Source organism: Treponema sp. OMZ 790 (genome assembly GCF_024181285.1).
Taxonomy (GTDB): domain Bacteria; phylum Spirochaetota; class Spirochaetia; order Treponematales; family Treponemataceae; genus Treponema_B.
This window is the reverse complement of the sequence record NZ_CP051201.1, coordinates 1073842-1092932: the sequence shown is the minus strand read 5'-3', so window position 1 is coordinate 1092932 and position 19091 is coordinate 1073842. Positions and strand designations below refer to the sequence as shown.

At 38.1% G+C, this 19091-nt stretch carries 21 protein-coding genes and 1 tRNA gene; 5 read left to right on the top strand and 17 right to left on the bottom strand.

Translation table 11 applies throughout. The features are described from left to right. Positions 1-14: 14 nt before the first annotated feature. The 9 genes from E4O01_RS05365 to E4O01_RS05325 all read right to left on the bottom strand — a co-directional run bounded on the left by E4O01_RS05365 (position 15) and on the right by E4O01_RS05325 (position 7261). Complete coding sequence (locus E4O01_RS05365) at positions 15-872, bottom strand: MurR/RpiR family transcriptional regulator (RefSeq protein ID WP_253694751.1); 858 nt, start codon at positions 870-872, stop codon at positions 15-17. Positions 873-1116: 244 nt separating this feature from the next. After that, positions 1117-1189: transfer RNA gene (locus E4O01_RS05360), tRNA-Thr, on the bottom strand. Between the two features lie 67 nt (positions 1190-1256). Further along, on the bottom strand, positions 1257-2753 hold the full coding sequence (citF, locus tag E4O01_RS05355) for a citrate lyase subunit alpha (RefSeq protein WP_253694750.1): 1497 nt from the start codon (positions 2751-2753) through the stop codon (positions 1257-1259). 12 nt (positions 2754-2765) lie between these two features. After that, positions 2766-3635 carry an HpcH/HpaI aldolase/citrate lyase family protein gene (locus tag E4O01_RS05350; protein ID WP_253694749.1) on the bottom strand — a complete coding sequence of 290 codons (870 nt, stop codon included), beginning with the start codon at positions 3633-3635 and terminating at the stop codon, positions 2766-2768. Beyond that, complete coding sequence (gene citD / locus E4O01_RS05345) at positions 3625-3888, bottom strand: citrate lyase acyl carrier protein (RefSeq protein WP_253694748.1); 264 nt, start codon at positions 3886-3888, stop codon at positions 3625-3627. The genes E4O01_RS05350 and citD overlap by 11 nt, the downstream gene beginning before the upstream one ends. A gap of 99 nt (positions 3889-3987) precedes the next feature. Next, positions 3988-4305, bottom strand: coding sequence for a type II toxin-antitoxin system RelE/ParE family toxin (locus E4O01_RS05340; RefSeq protein ID WP_002669239.1), 318 nt, complete (start codon positions 4303-4305; stop codon positions 3988-3990). Next, entirely contained in the window at positions 4302-4607 is a 306-nt protein-coding gene (locus tag E4O01_RS05335) for a type II toxin-antitoxin system RelB/DinJ family antitoxin (RefSeq protein WP_002669240.1), read from the bottom strand. The genes E4O01_RS05340 and E4O01_RS05335 overlap by 4 nt, the downstream gene beginning before the upstream one ends. Before the next feature lie 187 nt (positions 4608-4794). Then, positions 4795-6225: a hypothetical protein gene (locus tag E4O01_RS05330; RefSeq protein WP_253694747.1), complete on the bottom strand. Its 1431-nt coding sequence runs from the start codon at positions 6223-6225 to the stop codon at positions 4795-4797. Continuing rightward, positions 6167-7261 carry a hypothetical protein gene (locus E4O01_RS05325; protein WP_253694746.1) on the bottom strand — a complete coding sequence of 365 codons (1095 nt, stop codon included), beginning with the start codon at positions 7259-7261 and terminating at the stop codon, positions 6167-6169. Before E4O01_RS05325 ends, E4O01_RS05330 begins: the two co-directional genes overlap by 59 nt. A gap of 139 nt (positions 7262-7400) precedes the next feature. Here E4O01_RS05325 and polA point away from each other — a divergent pair, with 139 nt between their 5' ends. Genes polA through rpiA form a run of 5 tightly spaced genes read left to right on the top strand, consistent with a single transcriptional unit; the run spans position 7401 to position 13820 of the window. After that, positions 7401-10148, top strand: a complete 2748-nt coding sequence (gene polA / locus E4O01_RS05320) for a DNA polymerase I (protein ID WP_253694745.1) — start codon at positions 7401-7403, stop codon at positions 10146-10148. Continuing rightward, a complete protein-coding gene (gene coaE, locus E4O01_RS05315; RefSeq protein WP_253694744.1) occupies positions 10148-10777 on the top strand; it encodes a dephospho-CoA kinase in 630 nt (209 codons plus the stop codon). Before polA ends, coaE begins: the two co-directional genes overlap by 1 nt. A gap of 9 nt (positions 10778-10786) precedes the next feature. Further along, positions 10787-11617, top strand: coding sequence for an SPOR domain-containing protein (locus E4O01_RS05310; RefSeq protein WP_253694743.1), 831 nt, complete (start codon positions 10787-10789; stop codon positions 11615-11617). A gap of 2 nt (positions 11618-11619) precedes the next feature. Beyond that, positions 11620-13101 carry a type I 3-dehydroquinate dehydratase gene (locus E4O01_RS05305; protein WP_253694742.1) on the top strand — a complete coding sequence of 494 codons (1482 nt, stop codon included), beginning with the start codon at positions 11620-11622 and terminating at the stop codon, positions 13099-13101. Continuing rightward, on the top strand, positions 13101-13820 hold the full coding sequence (gene rpiA / locus E4O01_RS05300) for a ribose-5-phosphate isomerase RpiA (RefSeq protein ID WP_253694741.1): 720 nt from the start codon (positions 13101-13103) through the stop codon (positions 13818-13820). Before E4O01_RS05305 ends, rpiA begins: the two co-directional genes overlap by 1 nt. A 32-nt stretch (positions 13821-13852) precedes the next feature. Here the strand turns inward: rpiA and E4O01_RS05295 are convergent, their stop codons facing one another. From E4O01_RS05295 to E4O01_RS05260, 8 genes are read right to left on the bottom strand one after another with little or no spacing between them, the layout of a single operon-like run. Next, positions 13853-14569, bottom strand: coding sequence for a hypothetical protein (locus tag E4O01_RS05295; RefSeq protein WP_253694740.1), 717 nt, complete (start codon positions 14567-14569; stop codon positions 13853-13855). Between the two features lie 9 nt (positions 14570-14578). Further along, entirely contained in the window at positions 14579-15571 is a 993-nt protein-coding gene (locus tag E4O01_RS05290; protein WP_253694739.1) for a PASTA domain-containing protein, read from the bottom strand. Positions 15572-15597: 26 nt separating this feature from the next. Beyond that, a complete protein-coding gene (gene fmt, locus E4O01_RS05285) occupies positions 15598-16566 on the bottom strand; it encodes a methionyl-tRNA formyltransferase (RefSeq protein ID WP_253694738.1) in 969 nt (322 codons plus the stop codon). Further along, positions 16563-17072 carry a peptide deformylase gene (gene def, locus E4O01_RS05280; RefSeq protein ID WP_253694737.1) on the bottom strand — a complete coding sequence of 170 codons (510 nt, stop codon included), beginning with the start codon at positions 17070-17072 and terminating at the stop codon, positions 16563-16565. Before def ends, fmt begins: the two co-directional genes overlap by 4 nt. Positions 17073-17131: 59 nt before the next feature. Then, positions 17132-17479, bottom strand: coding sequence for a helix-turn-helix domain-containing protein (locus E4O01_RS05275; RefSeq protein WP_253694736.1), 348 nt, complete (start codon positions 17477-17479; stop codon positions 17132-17134). After that, complete coding sequence (locus tag E4O01_RS05270) at positions 17463-17717, bottom strand: type II toxin-antitoxin system RelE family toxin (RefSeq protein WP_253694735.1); 255 nt, start codon at positions 17715-17717, stop codon at positions 17463-17465. Before E4O01_RS05270 ends, E4O01_RS05275 begins: the two co-directional genes overlap by 17 nt. A 49-nt stretch (positions 17718-17766) precedes the next feature. After that, positions 17767-18360, bottom strand: a complete 594-nt coding sequence (locus E4O01_RS05265; RefSeq protein WP_253694734.1) for a CbiQ family ECF transporter T component — start codon at positions 18358-18360, stop codon at positions 17767-17769. Further along, on the bottom strand, positions 18351-19091 hold the full coding sequence (locus E4O01_RS05260; protein ID WP_253694733.1) for an energy-coupling factor ABC transporter ATP-binding protein: 741 nt from the start codon (positions 19089-19091) through the stop codon (positions 18351-18353). The genes E4O01_RS05265 and E4O01_RS05260 overlap by 10 nt, the downstream gene beginning before the upstream one ends.

Genomic DNA, 19091 nt, shown 5'->3' with positions numbered 1-19091 from the left:
ACAGTTTACCTCAGCTATTTCTTCATTTTGGCAACAGCCAATTGTGAACCATATATATTCTTTTTTCCCTGTTCTTTTAACCTTGCAGCAATAAATACCGTCAAAATATCGGTAATAACCACTTGTAGAATTCTACTTTTTTGAGCATCCGGTCTAAATTTCGTTTCATTGGAACAACTAAGAAGAGTTAAATCACTTTTATTTGCCAAACTGCTGTTAGGAAAACTTGTTATTGACATTACCTTTGCACCTAAACGGCTTGCGTTTTGCAAACAGTCGATTAACGAAAGGGTTTCTCCGGAGTGGGATATCAAAATCAGTAAATCGTTTTTATCTATATGAACACAATGAATTGCCTGTATATGAGAGTCCTCACTTGTTACGGCATTTAAACCGAATCTTAGCAATTTGTGATACAAGTCCCCGGCCACATAACCCGAAGAACCTGCTCCAAATATACATATTTTTTTTGCTTTTAATATGGCATCTACCGCTTCAAGATAAAGAGAAGTACTATTAAGTGTAAGTAATTGTTGAATTGCAGTTCCGATATCTGCAATAACTTTTTTTATAACGGTTTCGCTGCTGTCTTCATTTTGAATTTCTTCATTATAAAGATTATTATGTTTTCCGCTGTAAATTTGAGCTAGTTTAACTCGGAAAACTTGATAAGAATGATAGCCGATTTTTCTTAAAAACCTCATTATGGTTGCTTCGCTAACCTTGCATTCTTTTGCCAAAGCAGCTATAGAAGAAAGCATAACAGTTGACGTGTTTTGTAAAACATAATCGGCAACCTGTTTTTGTCCTTTACTCAAAATGGCATAATTAGTTTTTATAAGCAAAAAAATATCCGTATCATAAATATCCACACCGCTACTCCAGTTTATGGTTTTGAACATAATCGTAGTTTTACTACGATTTAATTATACCATTGCGAAGTTTTCCTGTCAAGTTTTTTTTTAAAATTTAAATTTTACGAATATAATCAGGGATTTTTAAATCACTTTAAATATTCCCCTCCGCGCTCCTTGCAGTTTCTTTAAAAATTTCCAATGATTCAAGCTAATGATGAGTACTTATATAGAAAGAAAAAACTATTTTAAAAGAAAAAAAAGCCAACTCTCGGACTTGAACCGAGTACCTGCACGTTACGAGGGTGCTGCTCTGCCGGGTGAGCTAAGTTGGCATGTTGATTTTTGATAAAGAAACTTTACCAAAAATCAACAAAAAAGTCAATAGGAAGAATTTTTAGCTTAAGCCTTGTTTATTACGTCCAAAACAGTGCCGTCGCGGTAGGTGCTTATTCCCACTACCTCAGCAGAGCGGGGCTTAACTTGAGGCTTGCCTGTAAAGGATTCTGCAATTTCCTTTAATTCTTCGATAGTTTTAATTTCAAGGTTTGTTTCGGATTTTAGTTTTTTGATTAAATCTGCATGGCGCGGATTAATTGCAATACCTCTATCTGTAACAAAAACATCGATTGTTTCTCCGGGAGTGGTTACCGTGCGTACCTTGTCTACAAGGCAAGAAATGCGGGCATTAAATAGCTTTGAAACTATTATCGAAAGCTTAGCTCCGGCTGCCGTATCGGCATGTCCGCCCGAACCTCCCAATATTATACCGTCAGAACCTGTAGTTACGTTTACGTTATAGTCCAAGTCTATTTCGCTCGCACCGAGGATAACGACATCAAGCTTTCCTGCAACATGATCTGGATTATTGGGATTTGCATAAAGGTCGGCCGAAATCTTGTGATGATTTGTATTTTTTTCGGTAGAATCTACGGCTGAAAGATCGAAGCACTGAACATCGTAAAGGTTTTCAAAAAGCCCTTCTTCAAGCATCTTTACAAAATAGCCTGTAATTCCGCCGCAGCCGAAACTTCCCTTTATATTTTTTTCTTTCATGGCCCGGTGCATTTCATCTGCAACTGCAAGAGAAATACCGCCTGCCCCTGTCTGCATACTGAATCCGTTTTTAAAAAGCCCCGAATGTTCAATCAAGGTGCGGCAGTCGCGGGCTATTTTCAAGCCGATAGGATCCTTTGTAATCTGAGTTGTTCCGCTTACAATACCTGCAGGGTCTCCTATCCTGTCTACCTCAACAACCATGTCTACAAAGCGGCCTTCAATGTCGGGCCTTTTAACCTTTGAAACCCTTGTATCGGTAACGGCTATAGTCTTTTTTGCCATCTGAGCATCGGCTGCGGCATAACCCAGGGAGCCGCAAAACGACTTTCCTTCAGAGCCCGAAATATTTCCTTGATCGTCTACACAAGGAGATGCCAAAAAGGCAGCATCTATGGTAACCTCTTTTTCTAAAATCATTCTGGGGCGGCCTCCGTGTGTCGTCATAATTACGGGCTTTTTACACTTACCGTAACTTACAGCCTTGGCAACGGGGCCTGACATATAAGAAGTCATAAGCTGAGTAACCGTTCCGTCTTCCATAAGTTCAACCAAAATTTCATGGCAGGGGAAAATTGAAGAAGCCATTACGGTTAAATCTTTGATTCCTCTTTTTTGGATTTCCCTCATTACCATATCAAGAACATAGTCGCCGTTTCTAAGGTGATGATGAAAACTTATAACCATTCCGTCATGGAGTTTAAGTTCATCAAGGGCTTGGGCTAATGTTTTCCCGAAAGCGGGCTTTACATTTTTTGTAAGCTCGTATTTTGCATTTTTTTTATTTACAAAGGCTCCCTTAAAAGGATTGTCCAAGCCTTCTCTTCCAAGTATGTTATTCATATCCTTACCTCCCTATTTTATCAAGCCCCAGTTTTTGGCAGAATCATAAAGAGCCTGAGCCCTCTTGATAACCGGTAAGTCAACCATTTTTCCCTTAAAGCTGAATACGCCTAAGCCCTTTTGTTTGGCTTCTTCTGCTGCCTGTAAAATAGCTTGGGCTCTTTCAATTTCGGCAGCGGAAGGAGAAAATATTTTATGTATCTCTTCGACCTGACGGGGATTTATAACCAAGCGGCCCGAAAAGCCTATGCTCTTACTAAAGGCCGTATCCAGCCTTAGACCCTCAAAGTCTTCTACATCCGTAAAAGGGGTGTCGAGGGAATCCAAGCCGTAGGCATGGGCGGCAGTCGTCAAACTAAAGCGGGCATATTCAAGTTCTTTTGAAAGACGGGTGCGCTGAATTCCCATATCTACGGAGTAGTCTTCACCGCCTAAAAGAAGACCTTGAATTAGGGGCGATGCCTTTGCGATAGAATTTACATCCATAATTCCGCGGGCAGATTCTACAAGCATAAGAAAGCTGAAATCTTTAGTTATCTTATGCTCACTTTTTATCTCGTTTATTTTTTGTTCGACAGAGTGAACTGCATCGACAGAGGCTTTCGGAATTACGATTCCGTCCGGAAGAACGGGAATAATTGCCTCCAAGTCCTTTTCCCAATAAGGGGAGTCGATGGGGTTTATTCTGACTGTGATTTCGGAGTGGGTAAACTTTAAAAAGGAAAGAGCATTCCGAACCAATGTTCTCGCCGAGTCTTTTTCATCAAGAGAGACTGCATCTTCCAAATCGTAAATTATGGAGTCGGCGCCCAAAATATCGGCCGATACCAACATTCCCGGATTATTACCGGGCATAAAGAGCATACTTCTTCTATTCTTCATTTGCGCGCCTCAATGCTGTTTCTACACGGGCCTTGATTGTACAATCTAAGGCGCCCTTGTCTTCGATAAAGAGTTTGGCATTTTTTACTTCAAACTCATCCAATACTTCCTGCACCGTTTTTTTAATTTGTGCACCGAATTCGTTTAAAACAGAGCTTTTTAAGTCAAGTTCAAGTTTTTCGGAAGGAACAATACGGACAAGGCAATCATTTGATTGGAGTGTTCCGCAAACCGCTTCTCGTTTTATTTGCATAGATACCCCTTAAATTTTAATATAACAAGATTATATCAATATAAAAAGAATAAGTCAATCTTGGGGAAGGTAGAAGGACAAATGCTAAATTGATTTTTGTCAATTGTTCAATTCTTTTTCAATATTTCTTCCGCCATATATTACACGAATAATATAAACTTTTTTATCGGCTTCCGATGGTATATAAAAAACTAAAAATTTATCAACGGGCATAACACGCAAGCCCTTACTATACCACGGTTCCTTTTGATAGGCTTTATATCGCTTAGGCATCTGATCAAGACTCATGATACCGGCTTTTAGCCTCATTAATTGCCGAGCTGCAGCTTTAGGTGAAAACAACTTCAAGGCAATATATTCATAAATATCTTTTAAATCGGATTCTGCATGACCTGAAATTTCGATTTTATATGTCATATACAATAATCTTTTTGAATCTTATCAAAAACCGCCTCAGCTGCTTTTTTATTTCCATTAGTTATATCGGAGTAGCCTTTCATAAGCTCTCTATTCAAGCCTTCTTCAGTTAAATCTTCTAAAATAATAGGAGGCTTTGCCGGAAGTTTTAGCTCAAAAGGAATGCCCCTGTTTAAAATAATTTGTTTATAAAACATACTTATCGCATTTGATGCAGGAATTCCAAGGGAATCTAAAATAATTTCAGCCTGTTCTTTTACGTCAGGTTCAATTCTTGCATAAAGATTTGCTGTTTTTGCCATTTGCCCTCCAAAGTTATTAAACACCTATATTATACACCAATGTCCATACAAAAGCAAGGCAATATTGTTTTGAAGTTACAATATCTAGCTCAAATTTTAGGAAAGATAGAATTTAACCGCAAGGAAGGCTAAGACCGCAATTTTTTATGCAGTCTTAGCTGAATTTACCTTTGCGGTTTAATTTTATTTACTCCCACTTAAAGCCATTTGTGGTATCATGGGTCAACTCCCGTGAAAATGTTGCATCGGTATCTTTATGTGTAACAGTCCAAATAGTTGAAGTCGTATTGATATCAAAGGTCAAGACCTTGTTTTTATTTTGAGCTTTATCACCGGTACTGTTCTTATCCCCATAATAACCGTCGGAGGCGATTATGAGTTTATTGGGAACCGTACCTATGAACCTGTATGGGGCGTAGCCGTCAGTAGAAGAAGATTGGGTAGACCATACAGTGTCAAAAGACTGATAATTCATTGCGCTATTTAATGAATTGCTGCTTTTTACTAACTTAGCTGATGTTTTTACAATGTTTGTATTTTGATTTTCCAACTGTCCATCTTGCTTAATAACTGTATAATATAGTACACCATTTATTATCTGCATTGCAAAAATATTTTCATCAACATAATTATTACCGGTGCCATGCAGTATAGGACTTGATGTATCACCTATATAATCAGTGTTTGAGTGGTCAAAATTTGAGTATTTATGTATAACATTTTTAAATTTTTTTGGACTAGTATATTCGTTTTTTTGAGCAACAAATAAACCGTCATTATTTACAGTCATAGAAGTAATTTTAGAATCATTAGCTCCAGAAAGGTTATTCAATGTGTGTTTATTAAGATATGAGCCTGTCTTAAAACCGCTAGATTTAAACCATCTATTCCTTATTATAACTTTCTCACCCGTTTCATAGCTATAATACAAGTACCCCTTTTCGTTATCTGAAACATCAACAGCAATAGCTGTCGGTTTTTCAGAAGCAGAAAGAGATGTACTTCCGGAATTATTTACCATCTTTTGTTGATTTTCTTTGGTGTCAGCCGTACTGTAACCCTTAGATTTTTCATATCTTCTTACAAAATAACTTGGATAATCAAACCAAACTACATAGAGGTTCCCTTCTTGATCATAACAAAATACATCTGTCGGGTAATCAGAACCTCCGTCTTGAAGGAAAGGAGTATTTGGCAATTGGTTGTTAACTTTATCTTCATCAACAAGATAGAATTTAAAGCCTTGAGCGCCTGAATCAGTATTCTTCTCCCACAATAAGACCTTGCCCGTACCGGGAGAAGGTGTGGCGGTTTCTTCGTATTCCTTAAACCATTTATTTTCGGTTGCGTAAGAATAAAGGGCCTTGGTTGAGGTATTAAACGAAAATATGCGGTTTACGTTTTTATCTATTTTTATATTATTGCTTTCTTTTTTTAATGTGCAGCCGTCATCGGCAATGTAGATGTTTTGCTCATCATAGCCGATAAAAGAGACTGCACCATAAAAGTTAGATTCACCGGCAGTAACGATACCGGAAGAATCAGCCGTTACAGTACCGTTAAACCCGTATTTTTGAAACCCGGCAAGAAGCCCCCGAAGCATTGTATGTATATTCAAGCATACCGCCTAAGGAGTAATAATGAGCCAGAGGAGTTCCCGAAGGCAGACTATTTTTTGCAAAGAGGATATATATCTTATCGTTTTTTACAAGGATATCCTTAAAATCTACCTGAATTTGTGTCCCTGATACAGTTATTTGTTCTTTTGATACGGAAACAGTACCGACTTCTGTAAGTGCAAGACCGCTTCCTCCTTCTGTGATATTAAACATTTTTAAATTATTATTAGGAGCAGCAGGAGTTAAATCTAATACAAATAAGTTATTATTATAAACAGCAATAAGGCCCTCAGGGATGGCGGCTACTCCGAACTGTGTTTCAATTGTCGAACCGTCATCTTTTATAAGATATAGCTTTGAATTTGCTGCTGCATAAACCTTTCCGGTTATGGGATCGGAGGCGAGTTTTACACTTGAGACAGAGGTAATCGTAGATAATATCTGAGAACCGGAGACAAAATTATTCGGTGTTCCGTCGCTTTCATAGCGGTTCAGCCTCCAACCGGAGCTTTCTTTATAGGCAATGTATAGGCGGCCTCGGCTGTCTCTGGTAAAAAGAGGCAGTGGATTTGAGCTAATATCAATTGTTTTTCCGGCTATATTAAATTCATATGTATTTGCCGCAGCCTTCGTCGAAAAGCCCACGTTTGCCAAGGCTGAGGCATTTTTATTTAAAAGAAGCAGTATATCGTTATTGCCTTCCTTCACTGTGTGCTTTGCATTAGCCGACCAAGAAGAAGATGGACCATTTAATTTTATGCTTATTTCCAGCCTTGCTCCTATAGGAAAATTAGCTTGAAAAAACTTAGGCTCCGAAGCAAGGATTTTTTTGTAAAGAGTACCTTGCCCGTCACCCGTTATTTCTATTTCCAATTCGGAATCCGAAAGATTAGGAAGCCCCGTAGAAGAATTTATAGAACGGGCATTACCGCCTTCTAAATCTATCGTAACGGTTCCGTATTCTTCTTGAAAAAACAAAGAACAAGAAGCAAGAGTCAAAACGAGCAATAAAGCAAACAATAATTTCCTTTTCATAAAAACCTCTAAGACTGATATTTTTTTATCTATAAAAACAACCTTTATCATAATAGCACAAAAATATAAAAAAAACAATACAGCTTGCATTTAATGGCTCTTACATAGTATAATTCCCCTCTAACGGAGGTCTTAATTTATGAAAGATACAATCTATGTTTTGGATGCCTACGCTCTTATTTACCGCTCTTATTTTGCCTTTATTTCAAGACCTCTTACAAACAGTAAGGGCGAAAACGTTTCGGCTATATTCGGCTTTTTTAAAAGCCTTCATTCCATATTTACCGAATACAATCCTAAACTATTTGTTACAGCCCTAGATTCCCTTACGCCCACATTTAGGCACGAGATGTACAAAGAATACAAGGCCACAAGGGATAAAACGCCCGATGACCTCCATGCTCAAATCGACAAAATAGAAGAAATTTTAAAAATCTTTAAAATTCCCGCAGTCCGCTGTAACGGCTTTGAGGCAGATGATGTAATCGCTTCAATATCAGCCCTCGCAGAAAAGGAAGGGCGTGAATGTGTGATTATTTCGGGCGATAAGGACTTAATGCAGCTGGTTTCAAAAACCACAACCATGTTAAAGCCGGGGAAGATTAAGGCTTGGGAAGGCTTCGGAGCCGAAAACGTAAAAGAAGAATGGGGAGTTTATCCCGGCGGAATGTTAGACCTCCTCTCCCTTATAGGCGACGCGGCCGACAATGTTCCCGGAGTAAAGGGGGTAGGTCCGAAAACGGCCGTAAAGCTCCTCGAAGAGTACAAAACCCTCGACGGCATTTATGCAAATACAGAAAACTTAAAAGGAGCCTTAAAAACAAAGATAGAAACAGGAAAGGAAGCGGCTTATTTTTCTAAAGATCTCATAAAACTCCGCTTCGATGTTCCTATCGAAAAAGATTTAAACACCTACTCTACTTCCCAAATGGACTATGAAGCAGCCGCCCGTCTTTTTATAAACGAAGAGCTTCCCAATATTGCAAAGCTCTATTCCGAAAAAATTATTACCGAAAAAGCACCTCTCGAGATGCTTCCGCAAGAATTAGGTGCAGGTGAAGAAATCTCCCTTCCTCAAAACAAGGGTGATTACAAACTTGTGGACGAGGCAGAAGAGCTTTTTAAAATCATAGACGAGGCCGTAAAACAAGGTCTTGCAGCCTATGACTGTGAAACCACAAGCGAAGATCCTCTAAATGCGGAAATCTGCGGCTTCTCCCTTGCTTTAAAAGAAGGAGAGGCTTATTACTTTCCATTAAAGGCGCCGAGCCCCGAACTTGGAGAAGAGGCACCCAAGCTCATAGCCTTTAAGGATGCTCAAAAGGCCGTATCAAAGCTATTTGAGTCAAAGATGACCCTCATAATGCATAACGGAAAATTCGACATTCAGGCGGCGCTTTGCTCAAACCTTGTAAAAGGCATTTCGGCAAATCTTTTTGACACAATGATAGCCGCATGGCTTTTGGATCCTGCCCGATCTTCTTACGGAATGGATAAGCTTGCAGAAAGTGTTTTGAGTTTAAGAACGATAAGATTTAAGGAGCTTGTAAAGAGCGGGCAAAACTTTTCGGATATTCCGCTAAAGGAAGCCTGCCCCTATGCTGCAGAGGATGCGGACATAACACTTAAGTTTTATAATAAATTTTTACCCCTCTTAAAAAAGAATAATCTGGAAAAGCTCTTTTTTGACCTTGAAATGCCTATCACAAAACTTTTAACCGAGATGGAAATAAAAGGCATCTTTTTAAAGGGAGAAGAACTTAATGCTTATTCAAAAGAATTAGGAAAAGAACTTGAAGAATGCGAAAAGGATATTTATAAACTCGTAGGCCATGAGTTCAATATAGCTTCGCCCAAGCAGCTTCAAGAAGTATTATTTGAAGAAAGAAAGCTCACTCCCGGCAAAAAAACTAAGACGGGCTACTCTACCGATACCTCGGTACTCGAAAGCCTTGCTTCCGAAGACCCTGTGCCTGCAAAAATCTTGGATTACAGGGCTCTTGCAAAGCTGAAATCCACATACACCGACACCCTTCCCAAGATGACCGATAAAAACGGAAGAATCCACACAAGTTTTATTCAAACCGGAACCGCCACAGGCCGCCTTTCAAGCCGTGACCCAAACTTACAAAACATTCCCATACGCGGAAACGAGGGGCGGAGGATAAGGGAAGCCTTTCACTCTGAAAAGGGGCGGGTTCTTATCTCTGCCGACTACTCTCAGATTGAGCTTGTAATCCTTGCCCATCTTTCAAAGGATCACAACCTTGTGGAAGCCTTTAATAAGGGCATAGACGTTCATGCCAAAACTGCAAGTTTAATCTTCGCAGTAGACATGAAGGATGTAACACAGGATATGAGGCGCATCGCAAAGACCATAAACTTCGGGGTAATGTACGGCATGAGCGCCTTCCGCCTTGCCTCCTCTTTGAGAATTCCGCGCAAAAGGGCTGACGAGTTTATAAAGGCTTATTTTGCAACCTATTCGGGAGTGTCAGGCTTTATGACCCAAGTCTGCCAAGAGGCCGAAAAAAGAGGCTATGTTGAAACAATTATGGGAAGAAGGCGTTATCTTCCGGCTATAAACAGCAAGAACAAGATAGAAAAGGCAGGGGCTGAACGCATTGCTGTAAACACCCCCATTCAAGGCACAGCCGCCGACATAGTAAAACTTGCCATGCTTAAAGTCGATAAGGCCTTAAAAAAGCAAAAACTTGATGCGACCATAGTTTTACAGGTGCACGATGAGCTTATAATAGACGCTGCTGAAACTGAAAAAGAAAAGGTAATGTCCATCGTAAAAGAAAAAATGGAAGGCGTAATCAAACTTTCAGTCCCCTTAAGGGTCAGCATCGAATCCGGAATGAGCTGGGGAGAATTTCACTAATGGCCGGAACTCAACCGATTTTGATAGGGCTTTCAGGCCCCTCCTGCTCAGGGAAAAACACGGCAAGTTCTATCTTAGAGGAGTACGGCTTTTATTGTATTGATGCTGATGCCGTTTCACGAAGGGTCTTTGTAGAGTATGAAAACGAAATTTTTAATCTCTTTCAGGCCGAAGCCGAAAAGCGGGGGATAGATTTAAAAACGGAAAAAGGCATAGATAAAAAAGCCTTTGCACTTTTGGTATTTTCGGATGAAGCTCTATTAAAAAAACAGGAAGACTTTATTCTTCCCATAATTGAAGAAAAAATAAGGGAGGAGATAAAAAAAGCCTTTGCAGAAAGGCCTGAGAGGCCCATTCTTTTAAACGCCCCTACCCTTCATAAAACGAAACTTATAAAAGAATGCCGTTTTATATTGTACATAGATGCTCCGTTTATTTTAAGGTTCATAAGGGCAAAAAAAAGGGACAGGCTTCCTTTAAAAAATATTCGGTTAAGATTTTCAAAACAAAAGAAATTCTTTTCTCAATACTTTTTTTTAAATGCCGATACAATAGTAGTAAAGAACTCTTGGTCTCCTGCAAGTTTAAAAAGAAAACTTTTGCATGAAATCAAAAAAAGAGGTTTTTGAGGTTATTTTATGGAACAGAAAAAAATTTTATGGATAGTATTCTTTCTTTCGTTGTTTGCTTTGATTATCTTCGGGGTCGGATTGTACCTATATGCTCCGTTCCGCAATAAAAGCACCATGACAGCGGCTGAAATATCCGACTTAGGCAGAATAGAAGCAGATAAGATAAATACAAATGTAGATCCGCTCCAGTGGACACGGAATCCTGAATCAATTCCCCCGCTTGAATCGGATTCGCCTGCCCTTGTAAATATCGCAAACAATATAACCGTTGTAAGCGGAGAAGGACAAACAGGAACCGCAGAGACCTCAATAAACGTGAGTGATTTAACCAATAGCCAAAAAGATGAAAAAACGGCAAGTTTACCTGACAATCTTGCTGAAAACTTAAACACAAATGAGGAAGCCGGCACGAAACCTTCCGAATCCGAAAAAAAAGAAACTGCTGCAGAGACAAAAAATCAAAATACAGGGGTTGCTTCCATAAAAGGCCTTACATCAAATACGGTTCAAAAACCTAAAACAGAAAAGAAGACTCCTCCAAAAACCGAAAAACCGGCTGTCAAAAAAAGCCCCGCTCAAAAAACCGTTTCCACCCTATACTGGGTTCAAACAGCTTCTTTGACAAGCAGGTTAAATGCCGAGGCTGCAAGGGATAAGCTTACAGCAAAACACATGAAGGCTGAAATCTTTACCAAGGAGACTGCAACAGGTCTTACACACCGCGTCAGAGTCGGACCTTTTAAAAACAAAACCGAGGCCGAGTATTGGCTTAAAAAAATAAAAGAAATCAAAGGGTTTGAAGGAAGCTATGTAACCCAAGACCGAAAAAAAAGCTGATTATGTCTACAAAGGTCTGTCTTGTTTTAACGGAAAAAACAATCGAAAAAAATCTTTCCGCATTAGAAAAATATAAAAAATTTATCGATATTGCAGAGCTTCGCGTAGATTATCTAAATCAAAGCGAAATACTCTATTTACGAAAATTTCCGGAAAGAGCAGGAATTCCATGTATTTTAACCGTAAGACGTAAATCGGATGGAGGAAACTTTACCGGAGGAGAAGGTGCTCGAATGACAATATTCGCTCGAGGCCTTGCCTTCGCAAACTCAGATCCGATAAAAAATTTTTCTTACATAGATTTAGAAAACGATTTTGACTCATCAGGAATTGAAGAAGCAGCAAGAGCTTTTGATATTAAGATAATAAGAAGTCTGCACAGCAAGGTTCCTGTAAAAAATATAGTAAAAACTGTGGAAGGCTTGCCCAGATTTGAAACCGACATTCCTAAATTTGCCTTTACTGCAAGTTGTTTAAATGACGTTTCAGAACTTTTTAAAGCTTCAAAGCTGATACAAAATCAAGAGTATATTTTATCGGCAATGGGTCCCTATGGTTTATGCTCACGTATACTATCAAAAAAATTAAACTCACAAATTGTATACACCTTTACACCCGAATACATAAAGAAAAACAAACTTGAAAAAGAACTGATAGATCCCGAAACTTTAGAAGATCTATATCGGTTTTCTAAAATTGACAGTAAAACTGCAGTATACGGTGTAATAGGCGGAGACGTAAACACCAGTCTGAGTCCTAAAATTCATAATCAGGGTTTTAAACGCAAAAATCTTAATTCGGTATACATTCCCATATCTGCATTGTCATCAAAAGAAGCTTTGGATTTTGCCAATCTTCTTAACATAAAAGGACTTTCGGTTACTGCTCCTTTTAAAAGCGAGATAATACCTCAAATAAATTCTATATCTGAAGCTTCAAAATTTATCGGAGCCGTAAATACTCTTATAAACGAAAACAAAAAATGGTTCGGCTGCAATACCGATGTTGACGGCTTTGAACAAGCTTTAATAGAATTTTTAAACGAAAAAGATTTACGCCGATATAAGGTTGCCATTATAGGAGCCGGAGGTGCAGCCAGAGCCGTTGCCGAGGTAGTTAAATCTCTCCACGGTAAGGCCTGTATCTTTAACCGGACAGCCGAAAATGCACAAAACATTGCAGAAAAATATAAATTTACATGGGCTCTTTTAGATCCGATAAATATCAAACATCTTCATGCTTTTTCGGACCTAATCATTCAAACAACAAATGCCGGTATGGAACCCAACATAGATGCGGATCCTCTTAACTTTTATACCTTTACAGGAAAAGAAAAAGTATTCGAACTAATCTATAGACCTGAAACTACCAAATTATTAAAACGGGCAAGAACTTCAGGATGCAGGGTTTGTAACGGCTATAAAATGCTGGAATATCAAGCCTATCATCAATTTAAAGCTTTTGCAGGAAAGGAATATTTATAATGGATACATCAAAATTAAAAGAAAAAGTTGCCTATCATGCAATCGACACTCTTTTTTCGGAAGGGAAAATTTTTGACGGAATGAAAATAGGTCTCGGCACAGGTTCGACAGCCATGCCGGCTGTACACCGTCTATCCCAACTTTTATCTTCAGGCAAATTAAAAACAATCTATGCTGTGCCGACAAGTTTTCAAACATCTATCGAATGTGAAAAACTGGGCATACCTATATATTCCCTAAGCTCGCAGCAAATCGGCGGTTCGTTAGACTTGGCTATCGACGGAGCCGACGAAATTGACCCGGAAAAAAATTTAATCAAAGGAGGAGGTGCCGCCCTTCTTAGAGAAAAAATAATCGCATACAACTCAAAAGAATTTGTTGTAATTGCCGATGATAGAAAAAAAGTTAAATCGATGGGAAAAGGCTTCGCCCTTCCGATTGAAATAATACCCGAAGCCCGTTTAAGTATATCAAAGACTCTCGAAGCCCAAGGTATAACGGTTGTATTGCGTGAAGGCATAAAAAAAATGGGGCCGGTTGTTACCGACAACGGCAATTTTATAATTGATGTAAAATGGCCTGAGTCAGTTATTGTAAATCCTAAAACCTTAGAAGAAAGTTTAAACAAGATTACAGGTGTAGTAGAAAACGGCTTCTTTACCAAAAATACTCCGCGAGTATTTTTGGTAGATAAAGACGGCAATATAGAAGATTTATAAAATACAGGAATGCCGATAAAAATAACGATTATCTAAAAACCGTCATAGTTTACAGTATCGTTTTTTTCTGAAGCTTCCGTATTTCCGTTTTGGTTATTTGCAGGTTCAAAGCGCTCAAAATCTTTTTTTATGTTCTCTACAGCTTGAACAAGAGTCTCTTGTTTTAAAAGCATTATAAAATCTTCACATTGGGCCGGTGAAAGAGCTAACCTCAATGCAGGACAGTTGGAATCATCTTTTTCCCCTATAGCCCGTGTTGTTGCATTAGCCAAAATAAAATAAGGTCTATTCTCCGACAACAATTGATACTGAGCTCTTAACACAGGTTCAGCTCTATGAGAAGATCCTCCAAATAAGCCCCAAGCCATGAGAATTCTTGTTTTAGCAAAAAAAGCATCTTTATCTGAATCAGCCTTGGTCAAAGAATGATTTTTATATGCATCAATGTAAGTTTCCATTGCCTTAATCAAGATTTCCCTATCGCTTTGATCCAAAAAAATACTTACAGTATCGACCATAAATTTATGTTTAATGGAAACAATATTTGAACGCGGAAAAAAAGTAAATTTAAACTCCGTAGGTTTAATCTCACCCTTAATCCTCGTAACAACACCGGCCATGACCGAGCCTAAATCAAAAGAATCAAAATCACCTATAAAATTAGGATCATTCTTAGGTGTTGTCTTACATGAAAACATAATAAAGAAAATCAAAATTAAACTTAAAATTTTGTAAATTTTTCTACTCATTTTTGTCTCCTATTGTTTTACTTCAAACATTTGAACCTGTTTATTTAATACAGTAAGAACAAGAACTGTTCCTTGCGGCAATCCATAAGGAATATCGCATTTCCCGCCCTGATGATCAAAACTTACAAGTTCAACACGTTTTCCGTCAGGATATACGGCATCGACAGCAACCTTTACAGGATAAGGATATTTGGGCAAAATCGGCGAATATATTCCGTAAATCATTTTATCTGTAGAATCAGGGAATTGCATACCAAGTTCAACTTGAGAATATGCATCTACAGATGAATCGGCTGTTTCACTTTGGCTTACGACCGTTGGAGCATCTATCGAAGAGTTAAGTTCTGATTTTATTTTAAAGGAAAGCTTATTTTTTGCTATTGCCGAATAAATTTCGGGAAGTTTATATCCTTCCATATTCGGAATGGAAACTTTTTCGTTTTCAGGCCCCTTACTTACGATAAATTCAATTACAATACTTTCGGTAATTTTTGTTTCGGGAGCAGGATTTTGCTCTAAAATAGTACCGGCAGGAATGGAACTGGATTTATACATAATTGGCTCTTTTATAGAAAGAAGCTGTTTACGCCCGGCCGTAAACAAGGAGGCAAAATGCTGCTGTACATCGGATAAGGTTTTTCCGACATAATTTTCAACCCTGTCAACAACAGGACCGCTGCTTACGATGAGATTTATTCTTTTTCCTGCTTTTACGATAGTACCTGCAGGAGGACTTTGTTCTAAAACTTTTCCGGTGTCTTCCGGATCATCCGAAAATCTCAATTGAAGACGGGTATATAATTCTTTAACTTGCAGTTTAAGCACAGCATCTTCAAATTTTTCACCTTCAACATTAGGAACCAAAACTTGATCAGCCGTTTTTACCGACATAAAAAATACTATCGTAGAAATAAAAACAAAAAATACAAGCATTACCAAAGAGGTAAAAAGTATTACTTTTCCATTACTCTCTATACTGTCCGAAATATTATCTAGTCCCATTTATTACACCATCCATATTTTAAAATTTATGTTTCAAAACAGCCTTCCAAAAAATTAGGAGAACCGTTTAAAAAATCTTTCCATCCAAGCTTTTTTTTAGCCTGTTTTTGTAAAATGGAAACAGCAAGAACACCGTTTCCTGTTTGAACTAAAATACCGCACTTTTTATCGGTACCCAGTATTGTACCAAATTTTTGATTTTTTGTCATTTCATTTGAAGCCTCAATATAAAAATTCGCTTCGATTATGCCGATTTTTTCGCCTTTTTTAAAGGAAAAACAGCCCGGCCATGGGGTAAAAGCTCTTATTTTTCTTTCAATTTCTTCAGCCGGCTTTGACCAATCTATAAGACCGTCCTCTTTTTTAAGCATAGAACAATAAAGAGCCTTTGAGTCATCTTGAGGTTTTGCCAGCTTTAATTTATTTCCAAAATCTAAAAGAACTTCCTGCACAAGAGGACAACACTTGTTCGAACAATCAGCTAAAAGGCTTTCTGTAGTTTCAGAATTATTTAAAGGAACTTCAATCTGTGCAAGAATATTGCCGCAGTCAGTCTGAGGCGAAATCGTTTGAATTGTAATTCCTGTAAGTCTATCCCCTGCCAGTATGGCCGCAGGAACGGGAGCACATCCCCTCCATCTAGGTAAAAGAGAGGGATGAATATTTATTCCGCCTAACGGAAAAAGAGCCATCGTCTTGGGCCCGAAAATTTTACCGTAGGCAAAACAAACCAAAAGGTCGGGCTTTAGAGCTGCGAGTTCTTTTCTAAAATTATCATCAAGTTTTTGAGGCGTCAAAACAGGGAAATCTTCAGGCAGAACACCTTCTTTTATAAGTTCTTTTACTGCAAGAGCAGCATCGGAATCCTGCATGTTTTTATTCCGCCCTGCCGGAGCCGGAGGATTAGTCAAAACTCCGCAAAGGTCAAATTCGCGAGCTATCAAATTTAAGGCCGGCACAGCACAGGAAGGCGTTCCCGCAAAAAGGATTCTCATCTCAGGCGGATCCTCTTTTTTGCAAAAAGAGTTTTTTTACGCTCAAACTTTTCGATAGCTTCGGCTTTTTTTTCTTCGCTTAAACGGTCTATAAAAAGAACTCCGTTTAAATGGTCGTTTTCATGCTGAATTACTCTTGCAAGAAGGCCTGATGCCTCTATGGTTTTTATTTTGCCGTCAATGTTTAAAAATTGAACCTTTACGGAAGACGGGCGTACAACATCATCATAGACCTTTGGTATACTTAAACAGCCCTCTTCCATCACACACATTTCTTGAGAAGTTTCGATAATTTCGGGATTTATAAAAACATATTTTTGATCATTTATAAATACGATAAAAAGCCTTATATTTTCTCCTACCTGCGGAGCGGCCAAGCCTATACCGTTTTCTTTTTTTACGGTAACAAACATTTCTTCTATTAAGCTTTTAATATTTTCATCTATTTTTTCAACCGGCTTAGAAACCTCCCTCAAAGTCTCCTCGCCTAAATGCAATACTTTCATAGAATATAATTATACAAAATAAGCTCTAAGCCGTCAACTACAGGGGAAAGATAGGAAAATCATATTCGTAATTGCAAATAGTCAATATTCATCGCTTTTGCTATTTTTTCCAGTGTTGCTTTTCGATTCTTTTTGGAGGTTTCCATTTGACTATATGCAGCCTGGCTTATTCCCATTTTTTCGGCAATTTCAGTTTGTGTAAAGTTTAAGTATTCACGCCATGCCTGAATAGAACTCATATCTTCCAAATGTATTTTTTTTATTACTTCATGCGGGATTGTTTCTTTTTCGTTAAATTCTCTTACCTTATGATTACATAATGCTTGAAAAGCTTTAAAAGGGATAACCGCATACTCCGGTTTTCCGTCTTTTCCCGCTATAAATTGAACATCAATAGGTGTTGTCATCTCTTTTTTTTACCTCCTCGATTGATAGTATATGTATTTTCTCCATGTGATTAAAAAGAATCCTATATCTACCGACACGCAACCGATAATCATATGTGTGATTACTTAATGCTTTTACATTTAAAACATAAGGAAAACCGGATAAAGTATCAACAGCTTCAAGAATCTGTTTCTTATCGGCTTTTTGTATTTTATCAAGTTGTTTTGAAGCTTTACGGCTCCATCGAATCGATATCATTGTTTTATTATAAGATAATTATAAGCTTATGTCAATCATTTTTATTAGATTATGATCGGTTTTTCAATCCATACATCAGTTTTTCTCCTTTGTACATGGCTTCGGAGATAAAAATAGGGAGGAGTTTAAAAAATTTAAAAAAGCCTTTTTTTCCGCCCCTAGCCTTCCATGAATAATCCAGTTTTGTCCAAACAGAAAACAAAAGAGGAATAAAAAACAAAAAAAGAGAAAACAAAGCAGCTGCCTTAAAGGGTAGAATTTTTTCCAGTGTTTCTTTTAATTGGAGGGAGCTTGTGGTATTAAAAAAAAGAGAGCTTATCTGCATAAGGCCGACGAGTTTTAAAATAAGAAAACTCAAGTCCTTTATGTTGCTTTCCGTTTTTATAAAAAAAGAAAAAATATGAAGGCTTAAAAGAAGCAGACAATAAGGAAAGATGGGTTTTAAATCCCTTAATTGATCCAAAAACGAAAAATCTATAAAACGGGCAAGTAAAATAAAAAAGACCGAATAAAAAGGCACATAATTAGGGGAGAAAAAAATGACGGCTGTAAACCCGAAAAGAAAAAGCAATTTTAAAAGGGGGGACATCCTATGTAAAAAACTTGTTCCCCTCCTATAAGAAAATAAGGGTCTTATATCCAAACCAAATCCTCCCTCTTTGTGTATGAAAAAAGAGGAGGTCTTATGCTCCACTCTTTTAAGTTTTGATTTAAGCCCTCATCAGGTGTTCCGTCAAAAACTTTTCTCCCCCGATGAAGAACCAAAAACCTGTCTGCAAGGGCATAGCATTTTTCAAGCTCATGACTTAAAAGAAGAATCGTATAATTTTCAGCCCTTAATTCTTTAATAAGAGCATTAACCTGCACTACCCCCTCATAATCCAAATTCGCATAGGGCTCATCAAAGATGATGACGGGAAACTTCATCGCCAAAATTCCTGCAACGCAAAGCCGCCTTTTTTCTCCTCCCGACAAGGAGCGGGAAGAATAATACCTCTTATCCATTAGGCCTGTTTTTTTTAAAGCCTCCTCCAGCCTTTTGTTTCTTTCCTCTCTCGGAAGTTTTATATTTTTTAATCCGAAGAGAATATCCTCTTCAGGGGTTTCGCCCAGAATCTGTAAATCGGAATCTTGAAAAACTATTCCGCATCTTTCTTTTACCTCAACAAACCCCGATGAGGGCCTTATAAGCCCTGCAATAATCGACATAAGGAGGGTCTTTCCCGAACCGTTTGCTCCCGAAATAAGAAGGAGTTCCCCCTTAAAAACGCTTAAAGAAACCTCATCCAAAGCCTTAAAATTAAACACTCCGTCAAATGAACTTTGAACAAAGGTCTTTGTTATATTCTTTAAGCTTATAATTTCTTCGCTCAT